Origin of the sequence: Labrys sp. KB_33_2 (genome assembly GCF_052114505.1) — a bacterium.
Lineage (GTDB): Bacteria > Pseudomonadota > Alphaproteobacteria > Rhizobiales > Labraceae > Labrys.
The window spans coordinates 95,917-116,790 of sequence record NZ_JBFREW010000011.1; the positions used below are offsets into that span (position 1 = coordinate 95,917).

Genomic DNA, 20,874 nt, shown 5'->3' on the forward strand with positions numbered 1-20,874 from the left:
ATTGATATGGGAACGCTGTGCAAGCGGAGAGTCCCGCTGCTGGCTGAGTGATCTTCCTAAAGCGTTTTGCGATTTGGCGGAATCGCCTTGAATCGCAGAGTCGCGTCGAAACAAGAAGTTGGAGCAGGACGGTGTTTCCGTTTGAACACGGTTTGCTCCGGACGCTGCGGAGCGGCAAGGGCGATGCGTGGACTGCAAGGGCTCGGGCCTTCCCGTCGAAACGACCCAATCGAACGACATTCGCATGAAACAGCGAGGGCGACGATGATCTCAAACCTCGGCAATCCCATGCAATTGCGCCGTGCCCTTCTTTTCGGAGGCCTGGTCGCGGTGCTCTCGCCTGCTATCGCCTGGGGCGGAGGGCCGCCGGCGCGCGTCGGCATCGTCACGGCCCGGGCCACAGATTACCGGCCGAGCGTCAGCCTGACCGGCGATGTCGAGGCCCAGGTGCAGAGCGATATCTCTTTCCGCGTGAGCGGGCGCATCATCGAGCGGCTGGTGGATGTCGGCGATCATGTCACGCCGGACCAGGTACTGGCTCGCGTCGACGGGCAGGAACAACGCATCACCCTCGACACCGCCAACGCTGCCCTTGCCTCAGCGCAAGCGCAACTGCAGCAGAGCCAGGCAGCCTATCAGCGCCAGAAGACACTGATCACCAGCAATGCCACCTCGCAAAGTTCCCTCGATGCGGCGCAGGAGAATCTGAGTGTGGCACAGGCGTCGGTTTCGGCCGCGACGGCCCAGGTCGAACAGGCCAAGGAGCAGCTCGGCTACGCTGATCTTCGCGCGGGTGTTGCCGGCACGGTGACGGCACGCAACGCCGAGACGGGGCAGGTGGTGCAGGCCGGCCAGACCGTGGTCAGCATTGCGCAGGACGGGCCACGAGACGCGGTTTTCGACGTCTATGAAGCCTTGATCGACAAGCCGCCGGGTTCGCCCGAAGTCGGCATCACGCTGGTAGCGGACCCTCGTGTGAAAACCACCGGCCATGTCCGGGAGGTCTCGCCCATCGTCGATGCCCGCAAGGGCACGATCCGGGTGAAGATCGGCCTCAAGGAGACGCCACCCGGCATGTCGCTGGGCACGGCAGTGCGTGGTGAGGCGAGCCTTGCCCCGCAGCGGCGTTTCGTGCTGCCGGCTTCGGCGCTGTTCGAATGGCAGGGCAAGCCGGCGGTGTGGACCGTGACAGCCGATCAACATCAGGCGCAGCCGCGCGCGGTCACGCTCGACCGCTACACCACGCATGACGTCGTGCTGTCGGGCGGGCTCGAGGATGGCGAGGCCGTCGTCGTGCAGGGCGGCCAGTTGCTGCGCCCCGGCCAGATTGTCGAGACTGTCCAGATCGAGAAACCCGTCCAGAGCGTGGAAACAGTCTTGGAGCAAGGGCAATGAGGCCAACCACACTCGGCGCTGCGATATCCGCGCTGCTCATCGGCGCATTTCCCGTGGCCGTGGCTTTCGCCCAGGAGCCTGCCAGGCCGGTGCTGACATTGACGGCCCGCAGCGTCGATACGGCGAGTTTCGGGCCTTTCGTCGGCAGTGTCGATGCCCGTTTCCAGACCAATCTCGGCTTTCAGGTCGGCGGGCGCATCATCGCGCGCGAAGTGAATGTCGGCGACAGGGTCAAGCAGGGCGCCAGGCTGGCGGCCGTCGACGCCACCTTGCTGCGGCTCGCCGTGCAATCGGCCCAGGCCGACCTTGCCAACGCCAAGGCACAGCTCGCCAATGCCGTGCTGACAGAGAACCGCAGCCGTGCCCTCGTGGTCACCGAAACGGCTTCCCGGGCCCAGGTCGACACGGCGGTGGCAGCCCGCGAGACCGCCGCAGCCAAGGTGTCCCAGGCCGAGGCTTCGCTGCGGCAGGCCCAGAATGTCCTCGGCTATGCCGAACTGGTGGCTCCTTATGAGGGGGTGATCACCGCCGTGAATTCGGATGTCGGCAAGGTGGTGTCGGCCGGCGACATCATCGTCACCCTGGCCCGGCCCGATGTGCGCGAGGCCGTGGTCGATGTGCCGGATTATCTGTCGGACGAACTCAAGGCCTATGCCAGCTTCGACGTCGTCCTTGCGGGCGAGCCAAGCATCCGTACGACCGCCACGCTGCGCCAGCTCGCCCCCGCTTCGGACGCGGTGACACGCACCCGCCGGGCTCGCCTGGCGCTGCAGGATCCACCCAATGCCTTCCGCCTCGGCTCCACCATCTCGGTCTCGGCCACGCGAAAGGTCGCTCCCTACATCGCCGTTCCGGTTTCGGCTCTGGCTGGCCCTGCCGACAAGCCATCGGTCTGGATCGTCGATCCGGTCAAGGCCGTGGTCACGGCCCGGCCGGTGAAGCTGGTCTCCCGCAAGGCGGGCTATGCCGTTGTGGATGGCATAGAGAACGGCGACATCGTGGTGGAGGCCGGCGTCGGCACTCTGCAGGCCGGCCAGGCCATCGATCTCAAGCGCAGCCAGAACCCAGAGGGGCAGAAATGAGCGGATTCAACCTGTCCGACTGGGCGCTCAAGCATCGCTCCTTCATTTGGTATCTGATGATCGCCTCGGTGATCGCCGGCGCCCTCTCCTATGTCCGGCTCGGCCGCGAGGAGGATCCTTCCTTCGACATCAAGACCATGGTCGTCCAGGTGAACTGGCCGGGGGCGACGCTGGAGGAGACCCTCAACCAGGTCACCGACCGGGTCGAGAAGGAACTCCAGCAGATCGGCGCGCTCGATTACACCAAGAGCTATACCCGGCCCGGTACGGCCACCATCATGGTCAACCTGAAGGACACCACCAATGGCCGGGCGCTGAGCGATGCCTTCTACCAGATACGCAAGCATGTGAACGATATCTGGTACACCCTGCCGAGCGGTGTGCAGGGACCGTATTTCAACGATGAGTTCGGTGACGTCTACGGCAATGTCTATGCCTTCACCGCCGACGGCATCGATTTCCGGCAACTGCGCGACTATGTGGAGCAGGTCCGCGACCGTGCGCTCGCGGTGCCCAATGCCGGCAAGACCCAGATTCTCGGCGCGCAGGACGAGGTTGTATATCTCGACTTCGACACCGCGCGTCTTGCCAGTCTCGGGCTCGACCGCCAGGCGGTGATCGCCTCCCTGCAGGCGCAGAACTCCGTATCGGCCGCCGGTGTGATCCAGGCGGGCCAGGACCGCGTCAGTGTGCGCGTCGATGGCGGCTTCAAGTCGGAACAGGACCTCAGTGCCATCAATTTGCGCGTCAATGACCGCTTCTTCCGCCTGAGCGACGTCGCCACCATCACACGCGGCTATGTCGATCCGCCGAGCTCTCTGTTTCGCTTCGATGGCAAGCCCGCCATTGGCCTGGCCATCGCCATGGCGCCCAACGGCAACCTCCTCCAGTTCGGCGAGGACCTGAAGGAAGCCATGGCCGAGGTTACCGCGACCCTGCCGGTCGGCGTCGGCGTGCATCTGGTCTCCAACCAGCCGGCGGTGGTCGAGGAGGCGATCTCCGGCTTTACCCGGGCGTTGCTCGAAGCCGTGATCATCGTGATGGCGGTCAGCTTCGTCAGCCTCGGCCTGCGTGCCGGGTTGGTGGTTGCGATTTCAATTCCCCTGGTCCTGGCCATCGTCTTCCTGGTGATGGAATATACCGGCATCTCCCTGCAGCGCATTTCGCTGGGCGCGCTGATCATCGCCCTCGGCCTTCTGGTCGACGACGCCATGATCACGGTCGAGATGATGATCAGCCGGCTGGAGGCGGGTGACAACCTCCTCAAGGCTGCGACCTTCGCCTATACCTCGACCGCCTTTCCGATGCTGACCGGCACGCTAGTGACGGTGGCCGGCTTCATCCCGATCGGGCTCAATTCGAGCTCGGCCGGTCAATATACCTTCACTTTGTTCGTGGTGATCGCGGTTGCGTTGCTGGTGTCCTGGATCGTCGCCGTGCTGTTTGCGCCGCTGGTGGGCGTGACGGTGCTGCCGGCCACCATGAAGAAGCACGACGAGAAGCCGGGCCGCTTCGCCGCCGCTTTCAAGAGCGCGTTGCTCGCGGCCATGCGATGGCGCTGGGTCACCATTGCAATCTGCCTCGGCCTGCTTGGCGCCTCTGTCGTGGCCATGGGCCATGTGCAGCAGCAGTTCTTCCCCTCATCCGACCGGCCTGAACTCCTGGTCGACATGACACTGCCTCAGAACAGTGCCATCGGCGAAACCAAGGCGCAGATGGACCGCTTCGAGAAGGCTCTGGCCGGCGATGGCGACGTGGTGCGCTGGAGTTCCTATATCGGCCAGGGCGCCGTGCGCTTCTATCTGCCGCTCGACCAGCAGCTCTCCAATCCCTTCTTCGGCCAGGCCGTCGTGGTCACCAAGGATATCGAGGCGCGAGATCGGGTGCAGAAGAAGCTGGAGGTGCTGGCGCGCGACAAGTTCGTCGGCATCGACATTCTCGTGCATCCGCTCGAGCTCGGCCCGCCGGTCGGGCGCCCGGTGCAATATCGCGTCAGCGGCGCCGATATCCAGAAGGTGCGCGAGCAGGCGATCAAGCTGGCCGGCCTGATCGCGACCGATCCCAATCTCGGCACCATCACCTTCGATTGGAACGAGCCGGCGCGCGTGCTCAAGGTCGAGGTCGACCAGAACAAGGCCCGGCTGCTCGGCGTCACCTCGCAGGACATCGCCTCCATCCTCAACGGCACGCTGGCGGGGGCCGCCTTCACCCAGGTGCGCGACCACATCTATCTGATCAACGTGGTCGGCCGGGCGACGGCGGACCAGCGCAATTCGGTGGAGACGCTGGAGAACCTGCAGATCCCGCTTTCCGGCGGCACGGTGGTGCCGCTGCGGGCGGTGGCAAATATCGGCTACGGCATGGAGCAGCCGATCGTCTGGCGCCGTTCACGCCTGCCCACCATCACGGTGCGGGCGGCGCTGGAAGGCAATGTCCAGCCGGCGACCGTGGTCGAGCGCCTGGCGCCGAAACTGGCGCAGTTCAAGGCCCAGCTTCCCGACCACTACAAGCTCGAGGTCGGCGGCGCGGTGGAGGAATCCGCCAAGGGCCAGGGACCGATCATCGCCATCGTGCCGATCATGCTTCTGACCATGATGACCATCCTGATGATCCAGCTCCAGAGCTTCCAGAAACTGTTCCTGGTGGTCAGCGTGGCGCCACTCGGCCTGATCGGCGTGGTGCTCGGCCTGCTGCCCTTCAACCAGCCGATGGGCTTCGTTGCCATCCTCGGCATTCTCTCGCTGATCGGCATCATCATCCGCAATTCGGTGATCCTGGTGAAACAGATCGAGGATCACGAGGAAGAGGGCATGGATCGCTGGACGGCGGTGGTGGACGCAACCGTCCACCGCATGCGCCCGATCATGCTGACGGCCGCGGCTGCGAGTCTGGGCATGATTCCGATCGCCCGCGAAGTGTTCTGGGGACCGATGGCCTATGCCATGATCGGCGGCATCCTGGTGGCGACCGTGCTGACGCTCCTGTTCCTGCCGGCCCTCTACGTGGCCTGGTACCGGATCAAGGAGCCGAAGACACCGGCTGCCGCCTGACGAGCGCCTCTAGATCGTCCCAGGCATAGACGAGGTTATGCGAGCGCCAGAGCGGGCCGGGATCGGTATAGGATCCAGCTTTCCTGCCGCCCTGCGCCTCGTAGAAGGCGATCGCCGGCTGATTGCCGGCGACGACGCCGATGGCGGCGCTTCGGCGTCCCTGTTCGACCAGCCGTGCCGCGATGGCCTCGAGCAGGGTTCGCCCGATGCCTTGGCGCTTGTGCAGCGGATCGACATAGAGGTGCTTGATCTCGCTGCGTCCGTCGAAGATCGCCTGCGAGGGGGGGCCCGCCGCGGCAAAGCCGACCAGTCCGGCTCCGCTCTCGGCCAGCAGCACGATCTGGTCTGTAGCGGCCGAGGTCAGCCGCTTGTGCCAACTGGCGAAGCGATGCTCTTCGTCGAGCACGACGAAGGCCTTGGAGGGCGCGAGGGCATGATAGGTGTGGCGCCAGACCGCGACATGCAGGTCGGCCATGGCTCTGGCATCGTCGAGATGGGCAGGTCGGATGCTGACTGCGCTCATTCCATCACTCCGAAAGCTTGTGCTGGGTCTCCATGGGACTGCGATCCGCGGTAGATATCGCCGGGATATCCACCGGCAAGGCCTCTGGCACCCCAGTCAAGCACAGCAGCGGGCGGGATGAAAGTATCGTTGGCGTGAGGGGGCGGAAGCAGCCGCCCTGCCGGAGACGTTCTACAATCGAGCTTGCGTAGTGCGCGGCGTGGCGAGCAGCAGGTGGGTCTCGGAGGCGGTGACGCCTTGGATCAGGCGCACGCGACGCAGCACGGCGTCAAGGTCGCTGAGATTGAGGGTGGCGAACTCCACCACGATGTCCCAGCGGCCATTGGTGGTATGCACGGCACTGATTTCCGGAAAGCCGCCGAGGATGTCGATGACCCGGTCGGCTGCCCGCCCTTCAACTTCGATCATCACGATGCCGCGCACCGGCATGGCGATCGCGTCGGCCTTGAGGATCACCGTATAGCCGATGATGTCGCCCTGGGCTTCCATGCGCTCGATCCGCGCCCGCACCGTGGCGCGCGACAGGCCGAGTTCGCCGGCGAGGTCGGAAATGCTGCGCCGGCCGTTATGGCGCAGCAAGGTGAGGAGCTGGCGGTCGATGTCGTCCATGAGCCTGCCGAAATGATCATGAGTTTATGCCAATTCGATAAGGTATATTGAGCTTTTTGCCAATTTGCATCGTTCATACCGCCAAGCCTGGGCGATAGACTGCCGCCGATTTTCAAGAGGCTCTCATGACTTCGAAACATTGTATCTTGCTGGGTGCGCCACTGCAGGAAGGCACGGGGCGGCTCGGCTGCGACATGGGCCCGAGCGCCTTTCGGGCCGCCGGCCTGGCCGGTGCCCTGCAGGAACTCGGCCACAGCGTCGAGGATCGCGGCAATCTCACTCCCACTCCCCAGCGTGCGATCCGCCACGCCAATCCCGCCATCAAGCACCTGCCCGAAGTGGTGGCGTGGACCGAGGCTCTCACCGAAGCGGCCTATCGCCTCGGGGCCGAAGGCCTGCCGATCGTCATCGGTGGCGATCACGGCATGGCCGCCGGCACGCTGGCGGGCTTCAGCCGCCGGGCAGCCGAGACGGGACGGCCCTTCTTCGTGCTGTGGCTCGACGCCCATCCCGATTTTCACACGCTGGACTCGACGGTGAGCGGCAATCTCCACGGCTGCCCGGTTGCCTATGCCACCGGCCAGCCGGGCTTCGAAGGCTATTTTCCCCCGCTTGCTGCACCGGTGAAGCCCGACCACATCTGCATGATGGGCATCCGCAGCGTCGATCCGGCCGAACGGACGGCGCTCGCCGCTGCCGGCGTCACCGTGCATGACATGCGAGCCATCGACGAGCATGGCGTCGGCCCGCTGCTGCAGGCCTTCCTGAGCCGCGTGGCCGAGGCGAACGGGGTGCTGCATGTCAGCCTCGACGTCGATTTCCTCGATCCCGGCATCGCGCCGGGCGTCGGCACCACGGTGCCGGGTGGTGCGACCTTCCGTGAGGCACATCTGATCATGGAGATGCTGCATGACAGCGGCCTGGTCGCCAGCCTCGATCTCGTCGAGCTCAATCCTTTCCTCGACGATCGTGGCCGCACGGCTCTGCTGATGGTCGATCTCGTCGCCAGCCTGATGGGGCGCCGCGTGATGGATCGGCCGACCCGCGCCGGCACGGCCTAGCCTTCAGCTCTCTTGCTGATTTCGGCGCTTTCTCAACCGTTCCTGCGAGCCTGGCCATTCATTCGATCGGCAAGGCTCGCAAAAAACCCGGAAATCAAATCTTTCGCTGTAGTATCGGGGACGGGAGACCCGCGTCGCGATTTCGCCGAGGCGGACCGGCAATTCAGGGAGGCCGCATGCCACACAGTGTTCGTGATACCGGGGCCATGATTGCCGGAATGACCCCACGCCTCAAGGAAGGGGACTTTGTCTTCTGCACCACGACCTCGCCGGCCGTGATCGAGGCGGCTGCCAGGCAGGCTCTGTCATTCTTCCGGGAAGAGGAAGGCGTCACTTTGATCTTGCTGGTGGAAGAAGCCGCCACCCTGGGCTTCGACACCGCCATGGCGATGAAACGCATCGAGCTGGAGGTTTTCTCGGCGCTCGATGGTGTCGGATTGACGGCCGCGGTCGCCTCCGCCCTGGCTGACGCCGGAATCCCCTGCAACATGGTGGCCGCCTATCATCACGATCACGTCTTCRTTCCTGCCGGGATGGCCGAGCGTGCCGTCGCCATCCTGGAGGCCGCACAGCGGCAGGCTGGGGGCTGACGTCGCCCCATCACCCGCCGCGCAAAAGCCGCTCAGTCATGAACGCGCTTTGCTCCAGCGACATAGGGCAGCACGAACATATAGAGGCCGCTGAACAGCAGCAGGAAGAGCGGCAGCAGGGGCGCATAGACCACGAAGGCAGGCGGTTCGCCTAACGCCATGGCAACGAAATTGGCGATCACGCTTAATGTGAAGACAATGGACAGCCAGCGATGGGTCCGTCGAATCCAGGCATTGATGTTCAAGGAAGCCTCCCTTTGTCGATATCGAGCGGGTAACCCGCGATGGTATAGGGGCCAAGGCTTATTCCGACCGCGCCAGGACCTGCTCCAGATTGGCGAGGAACTGCTGCCAACCGGTCTTGGCGCCGCCATAGGCCTGGCGCTGGGAGGGCCGGAAGCCCGCCTGCTCCATGCGCAGATGCGTGCCCGCGCCGGTAGGCGTGAGCGTGAAGGTCACCACGCTTTTCAGATCGTAGGCGGCATCGTCATGGCTGAAATTCCAGCTATAGGACAGGCTCCGATGCGGCTCGACGGTGAGGACTTCGCAGTCGAGTACGCCGCCCCATTCGCCGCGCAGATTGAAGCGATGACCGACAACCGCGTCGAAGTCGTTCTTCATCAACCACTCCTCGATCAGGTGGGGTTGGGTGAGGGCGCGCCAAAGCTTTTCGGGCGGATGCGGAATCTCGCGCTCGACGACGACGGTACGGGTTTCGCTCGCGCTGTTGGTCATTGGTCCATCCTGTTCAGCAAATCTTCGAGATCGTCGAACCGGGCTTCCCAGAATTGCGTCATCTGGCTTGCCCAGTCGATGAGGGGGCTGAGGGCGCCGAGTTGCGCGCAATAATGGGTCTGCCGGCCTTCGTGGCGGTCGCGGACCAGCCCGGCTTGTTTCAGCATCGCAAGATGCTTCGAGACGGCCGGCTGCGAGACCCGGGCATGGGCCGTGAGGGCTCCGACCGTCTGCTCTCCCTTGCGGCACAAGCGCTCGAAGATCGCCCGCCGGGTCGGATCGGCGAGCGTTCTGAACAGGAGGTCGGGGGAGAGCGGCGTCAAAATCAATAACTCCTCAGCTATGGATTTAATTCATAGCTGAGGAGTTATGAATTCGTCAAGTCTGCAGCAAAGAGGGAGATCGCCGTCGATCCATGATATGGCTCGAAACTGGCAGCCCAGGGCACCCTCTGGAAAGGCAGTTCTGCCTTTCGCAAAGGAGACGCCTCAAAACGAGGCGCTGGATCGGGTGGAGCAGAATGCCACCGATGCCATTGCAGATGTCATCCAGCGGCGCGCTATCCCGACGCCGCAAGCGTCAGGAGCAGGGCCACTTCTCCTGCAGGGCCGTGGTGGCAAGGACCACGAAGGGTTCCTTGAGCCGGTCTGGATGGGCATCGAGGAAGGCGGAGACGACGGCTGCCGTCTGTGCAACAGAGACGTCGACCGGCTTGCAGATACGCTTATCCGAGGTCAGCAGGCGCCCCATCGAGGCGAGATCCTCGATCTCGATGGCGCAGTCCAAGGAGGGAAGTACGAGTTCATTTGGCGTCGGCGCGGTATTGGCCGCCAGACTGCGGCATGCGGCGCGATAATAGTCGCCGCTGTTCGGCAGGGTCTGGGCCGCCGCGGGCACGCATAAGCCGGTCAGGCAAAGGGCTGAAAGCAGGAATTTTCTCACCATGGGAAATCCTCCATGTGCCAGCTGGTTCCCGGCAAGCTGACATTTCCGGGGCTACATGGTCAATCAAGGCCTGTACCCAGGTGCGCTTTAGCCCGGGATGCACCAAGCTCGGGGGGCATCGTGCTCATCTTTCTCAGGCGGAGTGACGATACCGGATTTCAGCCTTAGGCCTCCAGGCGTCATCCAGGAGAAGTTGTAACCACTGAGGGAAACTTTCCGTTCGAAGGCTTCGTTCTGTTTGTAATATTTAAATTCTGCACATATTTTCTTTGATCTTAAGTATATATTTTATTGGAATTGAGTGTTCTAGATAATTATTTCTAGATAGTACTGGATTTTAGCAATTTTCAGGCCTATCAGCGGCTCGTTAATTGGAATCTTGTCTTTCATCATGAAATCTTCGAGCTTGTTCGCCGCGGTTCTCTTCGCCAGCACCGCTCTCTCCAGCCATGCCTTCGCGCAGATGCAGCAACCACTGGTCGAGATCGAGGGCGGCCTCATCCAGAACAAGGGCTATGGAGGCATCGGCGTCTTCCTGCCATTTCTCATCGATGATCGGAATGGCATCTTTTTCGATGCCAGCGGCAGGCTCGCCAAGGGCTCGGCCCGGCAGGCCTCCCTCGGCCTGGGCTATCGCCGTCGCTTCGGGCAGGACTGGGTGATCGGCACCTATGGTTATTTCGATCTCTTCAAGAGCGACTATGGCAATCGCTTCAATCAGTGGTCCTTCGGCGTCGAGGCGATCGGCCCGGCCTATGAGGGTCGCGCCAATGTCTACCTGCCCGGGAGCCGGGAGGCCTATCTGCCCGGCCTGAGCCGCGCCTTTGTCTCCGGGGACGAGCTGCGTTTCCAGGCCGGCCGCGAGTTTGCCCGGGCAGGCGGCGATGCGGAAGTCGGTTTCCGTGTGCCCGATTTCCTGGAGGAGATGGCAGCGCAGGTGAAGGTGTTCGGCGGCGCCTATTGGTATGACGGCCGCAGTCGCGTCGACGATATCCCCGGGGTCAAGGCCCGGACGGAAATCACCTTCGCCAAGGTGCCGGGCCTTCCCGGGGCGACCTTCGCGCTCGGCGCCTCCGTCTCCTACGACAGGGAGGACCGCACCAAGTTCGGCCTGACGGCCCGGCTGCGCGTGCCGCTGGGCGGCAGCGCGCGTGGTGGAGACGGCGCCTTCGACGCCATGTTCCAGCGCGTCGAGCGCGCCAGCCTGGTGCGCACCTATGCCGGCGCTTCCGGCCCGATCGAGCGGGCCGAATATGTCGCCAGCGGCCAGGCCGTCGGCAAGGTCGTCAAGATTACCTCCGGCAGCGGTCGTGCCGCGGTGATCAACGACAGGCTTGCCGCGGGCGGCGACAACGCACTGGTGCTCGCCAATGGCGAGATTGCCCTCGACCAGTCGCTGCAACTGGGTCAGGGACAGCATCTGCTCGGCGGGGGCGGTGGGATCGCCGTGCGCGGCGCCTCCAGCCGGCAAGAAACCGTGTTCCGCAACCAGGGGCCGACGGCCCGGCTGACGGGTAGCAGCCCACTGGCCAATGTCGTCACCATGGCCAGCGGCAGCGAAGTCGCCAGCCTGGCGATCTCGGGCGGGCTGGCCGGCATTGCCGGCAGTGGCGCCAGCAATCTGACGATCCGTGACGTCGATATCAGCCGCACGGCGGGCGACGGCATTCGGCTCGACAACGTCACCGGCGCTCTTATCGATGGGGCCAGGATTCATGACCTCTATATCTGCGACAACAACAGCGAATGCGAATTCGCTGTTGGCAATCCCAACCGCGCGCCCCATGCGGCCATCAGTGCTCTCGGCAGCCGGGATCTCACCATCCGCGACACGGCGATCGACAGCGTGACCTACGGCATCTTCATCGGCAGCCGTATCGACGACAGCGACTGGCCTGTTGTCATCACCCATGTGGCAGAGAACATCAGCATCGACAATGTCGCCATCAGCCGCTCGCGGCGCGAAGGCGTGCTGCTGGTCGCCGCCAAGGGGGTGACGATGAACAAGGTCGGTGTCGACAATTCCCAGCAGGGCCTGGACATGGATCTGGTGGTGCTGCAGGGCACCTCGGATGTCACCATCAGGGACATGAACCTGAAGGGCGGCATCAATGGACTGATGCTGGTTACGGCCTCGACCCTGCCAGAGGCGGCCAGGACCACCAATGTGCGCGTGGATGGCCTGACGGTCGACGGCACCCGCAATGCCGGCATCTTCCTCAACCCGGTCTCCGACATCCATTTCAAGAACGTCTCGATCTCGAATGCCGGCACCTACGGTGCCTTCATCTATGGCAGTGACTGGGATTTCCTGGGCGGTCCGGTAAAGAATGTCAGCTTCGAGAATATGCGCGTCGACAAGGCCGGCACGGCGGGGCTCTATTTCATGGGCCCGGCGATCGACATCCGTGGTGACGTGGCGGTTTCCGGCACGCCCCGCAATTGCCTGGTCTCGAGTTTCGGTTCCTATGTCAATGGCTCGCTCACCCAGCCCGCGGGTTCCAGGCTCACGCTCAATGGCAGCGAACTCAACGCCGGCAATTTCGAAGCGAATTGCCTGTAACCGCCAGTGATGAGGGTGGCCACGTCGGAGCGGAGCCAGGAGTGGTAACAAGGCGGGGGCGGTTGTCGTAGGATAGGGGAGGGGTCTGACGACCATCCTGCGAGGAGACTTGCCCATGCCGACACGCCGCGATTTTCTGGGCCTCGTGCTGCTGGGAGGCACGAGCTTCGCCTTCACGCAAGCGGCTGCGGCGGGTCCCGCTCGCCTTGCGCTCAGCGATGATGAATGGCGCCGGCGGCTGACGCCATCCCGTTTCGCCATTCTGCGAGAGGCTGGTACCGAACCGGCCTTCACCAGTTCGTTGCTGCATGAACAGCGGGCAGGGCGCTTCGTCTGCGCGGGCTGCGGCGCGGCCCTGTTCTCGTCCCGGACCAAATATGACAGCGGTACCGGCTGGCCGAGCTTCTGGGCTCCGATCGGCCGGTCGGTACGCACCAGCCGGGACACCAGTCTCGGCATGGTCAGGACCGCGGTCGCCTGCACCCGTTGCGAGGGGCATCTTGGCCATATCTTCGACGATGGTCCGAAGCCGACGGGGCTGCGCTATTGTATCAATGGGCTGGCTTTGGTTTTCGTGCCCGGCAGGGCCTGATAAGTCGCTTCTGAAAAGAAACGGCCCTCGAGGCATGGCCGTAATTTGTTCGTGAATTGTTCTTGTTTCTGGCACGCGCCAAGGTATGATTGCGCATTCCTTCCTTTCGGAGAGATTGCGCAATGCCCACCTTCAGCCGCGCCGGCCTGGCCCTCATGGCGCTGATTGCCCTGCAAACCGGGCCTGTCCTGGCCGAGACGACGGCCTGCAAGCCGTTCAAATGGTCGCTTACGCGGGAACAGGGCTGGTTCCAGGCCTCACCGCCAACCTTGGCTTCGGGCGCAACGCTGGCCAAGGTCGACGGGGCCGCCGACCTCCAGCTCAGCCCGGTGTCGGATCTGAAATTTCCCGTGACGTCCGGCCGCAAGCCGGCAACCGATACCTATGGGGCCTTGCTGACCCTGCCGCCGATCGAAAAAGCCGGCCTCTATCAGGTCACGCTCTCGGAAGAGGGCTGGATCGACGTCGTGCAGGCTGGGGCAACGGTGAAATATTCGGCCGCGACGGGCCAGAAGGCCTGCACAGGCCTGCGCAAGAGCGTGCGCTTCAACCTGCAGCCGGGGCCGGTCTCCCTGCAGATCAGCGGCGTGAAGGCGCAGACCGTCAAGCTCGCTGTGGCGCCGGCCGAATAGCCGCCGGCGCGCGCTGCTCATCCAGTGTGGTTGCCCGCTGGACTGGACAGGTCCGGTCGAACATCGCACGCGCCTCCAAAATGGCGGCGCGGTTGGCGAAGGCCCATTGGCCGAGCGCATTCACCGGCATGCGCAGGGAATGGCCGAGTTCGGTGAGCTCATAGTCGACGCGCGGCGGAATGCTGGGCGTCACTCTGCGGCTGATGAGGCCGTCGCGCTCCAGGCCCCGCAGTGTGAGCGTCAGCATGCGCTGGGAGATGCCGTCGATCCGGCGCTTGATCTCGCTGAAACGCAAAGGCCCCTGGCTCAGCGCCATCACGATCAGGATGCTCCATTTGTCACCGATGCGCGACAGGATCTCGGTGACCGGCCGGCAGCTCTCGGTGAGGCTGCCCTTGTCCTCGTTCATGCCGGTTACACCCATGTCACCTACGGCCATGAATGTGCCTCCTTGTGCCTTACATGCCTGTACCATATTTAGCCTCAGTTACGTTTTGTAACCAGAAAATTTCAACCTGGAAAACCCGGGACGCTTCGTTCCCGGTGAGGCGCGATACATATGGAACTCGGCCTGTACACCTTCGCGGAAACCACCGCGGATCCCGCCACCGGCACCGTCATCGGCGCCGAGGAGCGCATTGCCAATCTGATGGAGGAGGTCGAGCTTGCCGACGAGCTCGGTCTCGATGTCTTCGGCATTGGCGAGCATCACCGTCCGGATTTTGCCGCTTCCACCCCCGCGGTACTACTGGCGGCGGCGGCTATGCGCACCAAGCGCATCCGCCTCACCAGCGCCGTTACCGTGCTGAGTTCGGACGATCCGGTGCGGGTGTTCCAGGAATTCTCGACCGTGGACCTTCTGTCGGGCGGGCGGGCCGAAATCCTGGCGGGGCGGGGCTCCTTCATCGAGTCCTTCCCGCTCTTTGGCTACGACCTCAAGGATTATGACAGCCTGTTCACGGAAAAGCTGGAACTGCTGCTGAAATTGCGCGAACAGACCACGGTGAGCTGGCAGGGCGAGCATCGCGCGCCGCTCGACCGCCAGAGCGTCTATCCGCGGCCGGTCCAGCAGCCTCTGCCGATCTGGGTCGGTGTCGGCGGCAATCCTCAATCGGTGATCCGCGCCGGCACGCTCGGCCTGCCGATGGCACTCGCCATCATCGGCGGGGAGCCGGCTCGCTTCAAGCCGCTGGTCGAGCTTTATCGCGAGGCGGCGCGCCGGGCCGGGCACGATCCGGCCAAGCTTCCGGTCAGCATCAATTCGCATGGCTATATCGGCGAGGACGGCGACAAGGCAGCGTACGAGATCTTTCCTTACTATGCCGACGTCATGGGCCGCATTGGCCGTGAACGCGGCTGGCCGCCGCTGAGCCGGGCGCAATTCGAGGCGTCGCGCGCGCCGCGCGGTTCGGATTTCGTCGGCGATCCCCAGCAGGTCATCGACAAGATCCTGGCCGAACACGAATTGTTCCGCCACCAGCGCTTCCTGATCAAGTTCTCGATGGGCAGCATTCCCCATGCCAAGATGATGAAATCGATCGAGCTGTTCGGTACCGTGGTCGCCCCCGCCGTCCGCAAGGCGCTGGCTCCCGTCCCGGCATAGGGATCTCAAAGCAACACTTTTGCTTGAAAGTATACAAAAGTGTTGCTTTGCTGGGGCTGGCGCCTAAGCTGGGCCTGTACCAGAGCAAAACGCGTTCAAGTGTGAACGCGTTTTGCTCTGGACTCTTCGGTTCGACGCGTCTTTGCGATTCTTGGCGGTCCCGCCAGACCGCAAACCGCTCTTGCAGGAAAGGCCCAGCCATGACACGTCGCTATCTGATCGGCCTCGACTATGGCACGGAATCGGCACGTGGCGTGCTTGTCGATGCCGATAGCGGCGAGCAGGTCGCCAGCCATGCGCTGCCCTATCGGCATGGCGTGATGACCCGCCTGCCGGATGGTCCGGCCCTGCCGCCGCTCTGGGCGCTCCAGAACGCGGACGACTATGTCGAGACGGCCCAGGCGATCCTCTCGGCTCTCGGCCGAGACAGGCAGATCGAAGGCATCGGCCTCGGCTTCACCGCCAGTTCGCCGTTGCCCGTTACGGCCGAGGGCGTGCCGCTCTCCCGCCTCCACCCGCGAGAGCCGCATGCCTATGTGAAGCTGTGGAAGCATGGGGCAGCCCAGGCGCAGGCCGAGGCCATCAATGCTCGGGGAGGGGCCTTCCTTGACAATTTCGGCGGGAAACTCTCGGCCGAATGGCTGCTGGCAAAAGCGGCGCAATTGGCGCAGGAGGCGCCGCAGCTATGGCACGAGACGGAACGCTTCATCGAGGCGGGTGACTGGCTCGTCTGGCAATTGACGGGCGCGGAAACACGCAGCCTCGGCTTTGCCGCCTACAAGGCGCAATATGCCGAAGGAGCGGGCTATCCCGACGGCATCGTTCCCGATCTCGCCGATCGCCTGACGCAGCCCCGGCGGGTCGGTACCTCGGCGGGGGGCTTATCGCCGGCCTGGCGCGAACGCACCGGCATTCTCGGGCAGGCGGCGATCGCCGTGGCGGTGATCGATTCCCACGTCGTCCTGCCGGCCGTCGGCGGCGTCAGCGATGGCTGCCTCGTCGGGGCGCTTGGTACCTCCGCCGTCTATCTGATGCTGGGGCGGCAGTTCCGGCCCTTGCCACAGGGGATCGAGGGCGTGGCCTTCGACGGATCGGTGCGGGACCTGTGGTGCTACGAATCGGGGCAGGCTGGTTTCGGCGATACGCTCGCCTGGTTCGTTAAAACCTTTCCGCGCGCTGCGGAGACGGCGGAGAATTTCCGGCTCTACAATGCCGAGGCAGCCGGCCTGGTGCCGGGCTCCAATCACCTCCTGGCGCTCGACTGGTGGAGCGGCAACCGCGTGCCCCTGGCCGATTCAGGCTTGAGCGGTTTGCTCGTTGGTCTGACCACGGGCACGACGGCTGCCGGCATCTATCGGGCCCTGCTGGAATCCCTGGCCTATGGCGCGCGCAGCATCCGGGACCTCTTCGTTGCCGGAGGCTTTCACATCGATCGTCTCATCCTGTCGAGTGGCCTGGCCCGCAACAACCCCCTGCTGGTGCAGATCATGGCCGATGTCCTGGCGCAGGAGGTCGGGGTGCCGGAGATCGACAATCCCACAGCGGTGGGCGCCGCCATCCATGGCGCGGTCGCGGCCGGCGTGGTCGCCGACTATCCGGAAGGCGCGGCGCGGTTCGGCGCGCGCGAATTCAAGATCTATCGGCCCGGGGCCGGGGCGGCATCCGTCTATGCCGATCTCTATCGCAACTATGCCGCGCTGGCAGGCGATACATCCTTGCGTGGCGCGATGCATGCGCTCAACCGGATCGGCAATCCGCGATAGCCAGGAAGACACACGGAATGTTATGCCTGAAAACAGGCAAAATATATTTGCATTCATTCAGCGATGATGCATTAATCCGCAGCCTACGATGGAAAGGCCATCGTCGAGAAGAGAGCGCTAAGCTCCATTCATAAATCTGGGAGGATTTCATGTCAGCGCTCCGCCTGAGCCGCATCTTCGCATCCACTGCTCTCGCCACCACGGCCGCCCTCGGCTTTGCCGTGTTTTCGTCCCTCGCCGTGGCCGACAAGGCCCAGGCGGCAGGGGAGGTGATCGTCGGCCTGGTCACCAAGACCGAGGTCAACCCCTATTTCGTCAAGCTGCGCCAGGCCGCCGAGGCCGAAGCCAAGAAGAAGGGCATCAAGCTGATCGCCCGCTTCGGCAAGTTCGACGGCGACAACGAAGGCCAGGTCGCAGCGATCGAGGATCTCATCTCGGCGGGCGCCAAGGGCATCCTGGTGACGCCCAACAACTCGACCGGCATGCTCGGCATCATCAAGAAGGCCCGCGACTCCGGCGTCCTGGTGATCGCGCTCGACACGGCGACCGATCCTGCCGATGCGGTCGACGCCACCTACGCCACCGACAATTTCGAGGCCGGCGTGAAGCAGGGCACCTATGCCAAGAAGGCCCTGGGCGACAAGAAGCCGGTGCTCGCCATGCTCGACGGCACGCCGGGCGGCACGGTCGATACCTTCCGCCACAATGGCTATCTGCAGGGCTTCGGCATCAAGGAGGGCGACCCGGTCATCGCCGGCTCCGCTATCACCAATGGCGCGCAGGACAAGGGCCAGACCGGTATGGAGAACCTCCTGTCCAAGAATGGCGACATCAACGTCGTCTACACCATCAACGAGCCGGCGGCGGCCGGCGGCTATGCGGCGCTGAAATCCTTCGGCAAGGCCAAGGGCGTGATGCTGACCTCGATCGACGGCAGTTGCCAGGGCGTGAAGGACGTCAAGTCCGGCAAGGTCGCCGCGACCGTGATGCAGTTCCCCTACAAGATGGCGGTCGCCGGCGTCGATGCCGTCGCCGAATACGCCAAGACCGGCAAGAAGCCGAGCGGCTTCATCAACACCGGTTCGGAACTGATCACCGACAAGCCAATGTCGGGCCTCGATTCCAAGGACACCGCCTGGGGCCTCAAGAACTGCTGGGGCGGCGAATAAGCCGCACTGGTATCTCACTTTGTTGGAACCGGTATACCCGCATACCCTGCGTGCTCGGAATAGAGCGCAGGCTTTCCTTCCCCGGCTTTTCGGGGAAGGTGGCATTTCAAAGAAATGACGGAAGGGGGAGGGGGCGTGACAGGGCCATAATCTGTCAGGTTGCGCTACTCTCCCCCTTCCGGCCCGGCTCTGCCGGTCCACCATCCCCGAAACCGGGGAAGGATACTCGCGCATTATTCGGCTTGGCCAGGGGATGCGTACCGCCATCCGTATCGTCGAGGATTGTATGAGCACGACCACGGTTCCCGCGCCCGAAGAGAAGCGCAGCCTCCTGGCGCGTATCTTCGCGGTGCCTTCGGCTGGACCCTTCCTGGTACTGGCGCTGTTCTGCGTCATCTTCGCCAGCATCAACGAGCGCTTCCTTGCGCTGCAGAACATATCGCTGATCCTGCAGCAGACCGTGGTGGTCGGCACGCTGGCGATCGGCCAGACCCTGATCATCCTAACGGCGGGCATCGACCTCGCCGTGGGCGCGATCTGCGTGCTCGGCACCATCATCGCAGGCAAGATGGCGGCGCTCGGCTATGATCCGGTCCTGTCCATGGGCGTGGCAATCCTGCTCTGCACCCTGTCGGGCACCGTCGCTGGCGGCCTGATCAGTGGCCTGAAGCTGCCTCCCTTCATCGTCACGCTCGGCACGCTCGGCATCATCACGGCTGCGCTTCGCCTGATCTCGGCCGGCGGTGCCTTTCCGGTCGACGATGAATTCCTGAGCTGGACGGGCAATGGCGAGGTGATCGGCGGCTTCGTGGTCACCTATGGCGTCATCGCCATGCTGCTGCTTTATGCCCTGGTCTGGTATCTCCTGAACCAGACCAAATGGGGCCGCCATGTCTATGCCATCGGCAACAATGCCGAAGCGGCAAGGCTGGTCGGCATCCCGGTCCGCCGGCACCTGCTTTCGGTCTATGTGCTCGCCGGCCTGCTCTATGGCATCGCCGCCTGGCTGGCGCTCGGCCGCATTCCCAATGCCGATCCCAATTCGCTGCAGACGGCCAATCTCGACTCGATCACCGCCGTGGTGATCGGCGGTACTTCGCTGTTCGGCGGCCGCGGCGGCATCATCGGCACGCTGATCGGCGCGCTGATCGTCGGCGTGCTGCGCAACGGCCTGACGCTCGCCGGCATCGATCCGCTCTGGCAGGACCTGATCACGGGTGTGCTGGTGATCGTGGCGGTAGCCTTCGACCAGCTCTCGCGCGGGAGGCGCTGATATGACGGCACCTTCTTCTTCCGAGGTCATTCTCGAGGCCCGCAACATCATCAAGCGCTATGGCCATGTCACGGCGCTTGACGGGGTGGATTTCGAGCTGCGCAGGGGCGAGATCCTTGCCGTTGTCGGCGACAACGGCGCCGGCAAGAGTTCCCTGATCAAGGCGCTGACCGGAGCGCTGCGGCCCGACAGCGGCGAGATCCTGCTCGACGGCCAGACGGTGCATTTCAAGGGGCCGCTCGATGCCCGCCATCGTGGCATCGAGACCGTCTACCAGGATCTGGCGGTGGCGCCAGCTCTCGACATTTCCTCAAATCTCTTCCTCGGGCGCGAGCTGCGCATGCCCGGCGTGCTCGGCTCCGTGTTCCGTCGCCTCGACAAGACACGCATGCGCGAGGAAGCGCGCAAGGCCATGGCGGAACTGAAGTTCCGGTTGCCTTCGATCCATAATGCCGTGGAAGCCCTGTCGGGGGGCCAGCGCCAGGGCGTGGCGGTGGCCCGCGCCGCTTTGTTCGCCAAGAAGCTGGCGATCATGGACGAGCCGACGGCGGCGCTCGGCGTGCGCGAGACCGGCCAGGTGCTGGAACTGATCCGCACTATCCGCGATCGCGGCCTGCCCGTCGTGCTGATCAGCCACAACATGCCCAACGTCTTCGAGTTGGCCGACCGCATCCACATCATGCGCCTGGGCCGCCGGGCCGCCGTGGTAAGCCCCAAGACCCACTCGATGGCCGACGTGGTGGCCATCATGACCGGCGCAATCAAGGTCGAGGATTTCGAAAAGCGCGGGCAGGGGTGATGCCGCCGAAGCGCTGCTTCCGGATCGTACGTCGTGGCCGGGATTTGTAGCTCGCAATGGTCTGAGATAGGGCAGAACAAGGCGCAACCCGCCTTCTCCACGAAGTGGGGAAGTCCGCCACATCTTCGAAACGAAGATGTGGCTGTTCATTTCGCAGAAATGACGGATGGGGTGTAGCGGGCAGCGCACGGAACTCAAAAGACTGGCACGACCGTCGTGCCAACCTTCGAAGGATACTGCGCGGCACGCCACACCCCATCCGACCCGGCTTCGCCGGGCCGCCTTCCCCACTGCGTGGAGAAGGCGGGTCGCACCTTATTTACCGTGGATGCGGCTATTACACGCTGTACGTCGAACGATGCCGCCCGGCGTTCGTACGCCTCCATAAGCCCATACCAAGGTATGGTTCTCACACACCAAGGCACGGTTGACCCTGCTTTGGGGCAATGACAGAAGGGCTCTGTATTCGCGGTGCCCGACACCTTGGATA

General features: G+C 63.9%; 20 protein-coding genes. 13 read left to right on the top strand and 7 right to left on the bottom strand.

Annotation, left to right across the window (positions count from 1 at the left end; all coding sequences use genetic code 11):
- The first annotated feature begins 264 nt into the window (after positions 1-264).
- From AB4037_RS19950 to AB4037_RS19960, 3 genes are read left to right on the top strand one after another with little or no spacing between them, the layout of a single operon-like run.
- Entirely contained in the window at positions 265-1,395 is a 1,131-nt protein-coding gene (locus AB4037_RS19950) for an efflux RND transporter periplasmic adaptor subunit (protein ID WP_441772703.1), read from the top strand.
- Entirely contained in the window at positions 1,392-2,477 is a 1,086-nt protein-coding gene (locus tag AB4037_RS19955) for an efflux RND transporter periplasmic adaptor subunit (RefSeq protein ID WP_434955278.1), read from the top strand. The genes AB4037_RS19950 and AB4037_RS19955 overlap by 4 nt, the downstream gene beginning before the upstream one ends.
- Entirely contained in the window at positions 2,474-5,527 is a 3,054-nt protein-coding gene (locus tag AB4037_RS19960; RefSeq protein ID WP_441772704.1) for an efflux RND transporter permease subunit, read from the top strand. The genes AB4037_RS19955 and AB4037_RS19960 overlap by 4 nt, the downstream gene beginning before the upstream one ends.
- Here the strand turns inward: AB4037_RS19960 and AB4037_RS19965 are convergent.
- Together AB4037_RS19965 and AB4037_RS19970 are read right to left on the bottom strand one after the other, a co-directional pair.
- Complete coding sequence (locus AB4037_RS19965) at positions 5,496-6,050, bottom strand: GNAT family N-acetyltransferase (RefSeq protein WP_441772705.1); 555 nt, start codon at positions 6,048-6,050, stop codon at positions 5,496-5,498. The two genes, AB4037_RS19960 and AB4037_RS19965, sit on opposite strands and share 32 nt — an antisense overlap.
- 171 nt (positions 6,051-6,221) lie before the next feature.
- Positions 6,222-6,659, bottom strand: a complete 438-nt coding sequence (locus tag AB4037_RS19970; protein ID WP_434955281.1) for an Lrp/AsnC family transcriptional regulator — start codon at positions 6,657-6,659, stop codon at positions 6,222-6,224.
- Positions 6,660-6,784: 125 nt separating this feature from the next.
- Between AB4037_RS19970 and rocF the strand changes: the two genes are divergently transcribed.
- On the top strand, positions 6,785-7,720 hold the full coding sequence (rocF, locus tag AB4037_RS19975; protein ID WP_434955282.1) for an arginase: 936 nt from the start codon (positions 6,785-6,787) through the stop codon (positions 7,718-7,720).
- A gap of 176 nt (positions 7,721-7,896) precedes the next feature.
- Entirely contained in the window at positions 7,897-8,310 is a 414-nt protein-coding gene (locus AB4037_RS19980) for an ACT domain-containing protein (RefSeq protein ID WP_441772706.1), read from the top strand.
- Between the two features lie 32 nt (positions 8,311-8,342).
- On the opposite strand, the gene AB4037_RS19985 is transcribed toward AB4037_RS19980, so the two are convergent.
- The 4 genes from AB4037_RS19985 to AB4037_RS20000 all read right to left on the bottom strand — a co-directional run bounded on the left by AB4037_RS19985 (position 8,343) and on the right by AB4037_RS20000 (position 9,990).
- Positions 8,343-8,555, bottom strand: a complete 213-nt coding sequence (locus AB4037_RS19985; RefSeq protein WP_434955284.1) for a hypothetical protein — start codon at positions 8,553-8,555, stop codon at positions 8,343-8,345.
- 58 nt (positions 8,556-8,613) lie between these two features.
- A complete protein-coding gene (locus AB4037_RS19990) occupies positions 8,614-9,045 on the bottom strand; it encodes an SRPBCC family protein (protein ID WP_441772707.1) in 432 nt (143 codons plus the stop codon).
- Complete coding sequence (locus tag AB4037_RS19995; RefSeq protein ID WP_434955286.1) at positions 9,042-9,368, bottom strand: ArsR/SmtB family transcription factor; 327 nt, start codon at positions 9,366-9,368, stop codon at positions 9,042-9,044. Before AB4037_RS19995 ends, AB4037_RS19990 begins: the two co-directional genes overlap by 4 nt.
- A 256-nt stretch (positions 9,369-9,624) precedes the next feature.
- Positions 9,625-9,990, bottom strand: coding sequence for a Rap1a/Tai family immunity protein (locus AB4037_RS20000; protein WP_434955287.1), 366 nt, complete (start codon positions 9,988-9,990; stop codon positions 9,625-9,627).
- Positions 9,991-10,381: 391 nt separating this feature from the next.
- On the opposite strand from AB4037_RS20000, the gene AB4037_RS20005 reads away from it, so the two are divergent.
- The 3 genes from AB4037_RS20005 (at position 10,382) to AB4037_RS20015 (ending at position 13,777) form a co-directional block, all read left to right on the top strand.
- Positions 10,382-12,553, top strand: a complete 2,172-nt coding sequence (locus tag AB4037_RS20005) for a right-handed parallel beta-helix repeat-containing protein (protein ID WP_441772708.1) — start codon at positions 10,382-10,384, stop codon at positions 12,551-12,553.
- Positions 12,554-12,668: 115 nt separating this feature from the next.
- A complete protein-coding gene (msrB, locus tag AB4037_RS20010) occupies positions 12,669-13,145 on the top strand; it encodes a peptide-methionine (R)-S-oxide reductase MsrB (protein ID WP_441772709.1) in 477 nt (158 codons plus the stop codon).
- 122 nt (positions 13,146-13,267) lie between these two features.
- Positions 13,268-13,777 (top strand): hypothetical protein, encoded by a 510-nt coding sequence (locus AB4037_RS20015; RefSeq protein WP_434955290.1) that lies wholly within the window; start codon positions 13,268-13,270, stop codon positions 13,775-13,777.
- Here the strand turns inward: AB4037_RS20015 and AB4037_RS20020 are convergent.
- The gene (locus AB4037_RS20020; RefSeq protein ID WP_434955291.1) at positions 13,749-14,216 is read right to left on the bottom strand and encodes a winged helix-turn-helix transcriptional regulator; all 468 of its coding nucleotides are present in this window, start codon (positions 14,214-14,216) and stop codon (positions 13,749-13,751) included. The two genes, AB4037_RS20015 and AB4037_RS20020, sit on opposite strands and share 29 nt — an antisense overlap.
- A gap of 120 nt (positions 14,217-14,336) precedes the next feature.
- On the opposite strand from AB4037_RS20020, the gene AB4037_RS20025 reads away from it, so the two are divergent.
- The 5 genes from AB4037_RS20025 (at position 14,337) to AB4037_RS20045 (ending at position 20,384) form a co-directional block, all read left to right on the top strand.
- Positions 14,337-15,380: an LLM class flavin-dependent oxidoreductase gene (locus tag AB4037_RS20025; RefSeq protein ID WP_441772710.1), complete on the top strand. Its 1,044-nt coding sequence runs from the start codon at positions 14,337-14,339 to the stop codon at positions 15,378-15,380.
- Positions 15,381-15,580: 200 nt separating this feature from the next.
- Positions 15,581-17,143 carry an FGGY-family carbohydrate kinase gene (locus AB4037_RS20030; protein WP_441772711.1) on the top strand — a complete coding sequence of 521 codons (1,563 nt, stop codon included), beginning with the start codon at positions 15,581-15,583 and terminating at the stop codon, positions 17,141-17,143.
- Between the two features lie 149 nt (positions 17,144-17,292).
- Positions 17,293-18,312 carry a substrate-binding domain-containing protein gene (locus tag AB4037_RS20035; protein ID WP_434955294.1) on the top strand — a complete coding sequence of 340 codons (1,020 nt, stop codon included), beginning with the start codon at positions 17,293-17,295 and terminating at the stop codon, positions 18,310-18,312.
- 286 nt (positions 18,313-18,598) lie between these two features.
- Complete coding sequence (locus AB4037_RS20040) at positions 18,599-19,585, top strand: ABC transporter permease (protein WP_434955295.1); 987 nt, start codon at positions 18,599-18,601, stop codon at positions 19,583-19,585.
- A 1-nt stretch (position 19,586) separates the two neighbouring features.
- Positions 19,587-20,384: an ATP-binding cassette domain-containing protein gene (locus tag AB4037_RS20045; RefSeq protein ID WP_434955296.1), complete on the top strand. Its 798-nt coding sequence runs from the start codon at positions 19,587-19,589 to the stop codon at positions 20,382-20,384.
- Positions 20,385-20,874 lie beyond the last annotated feature (490 nt).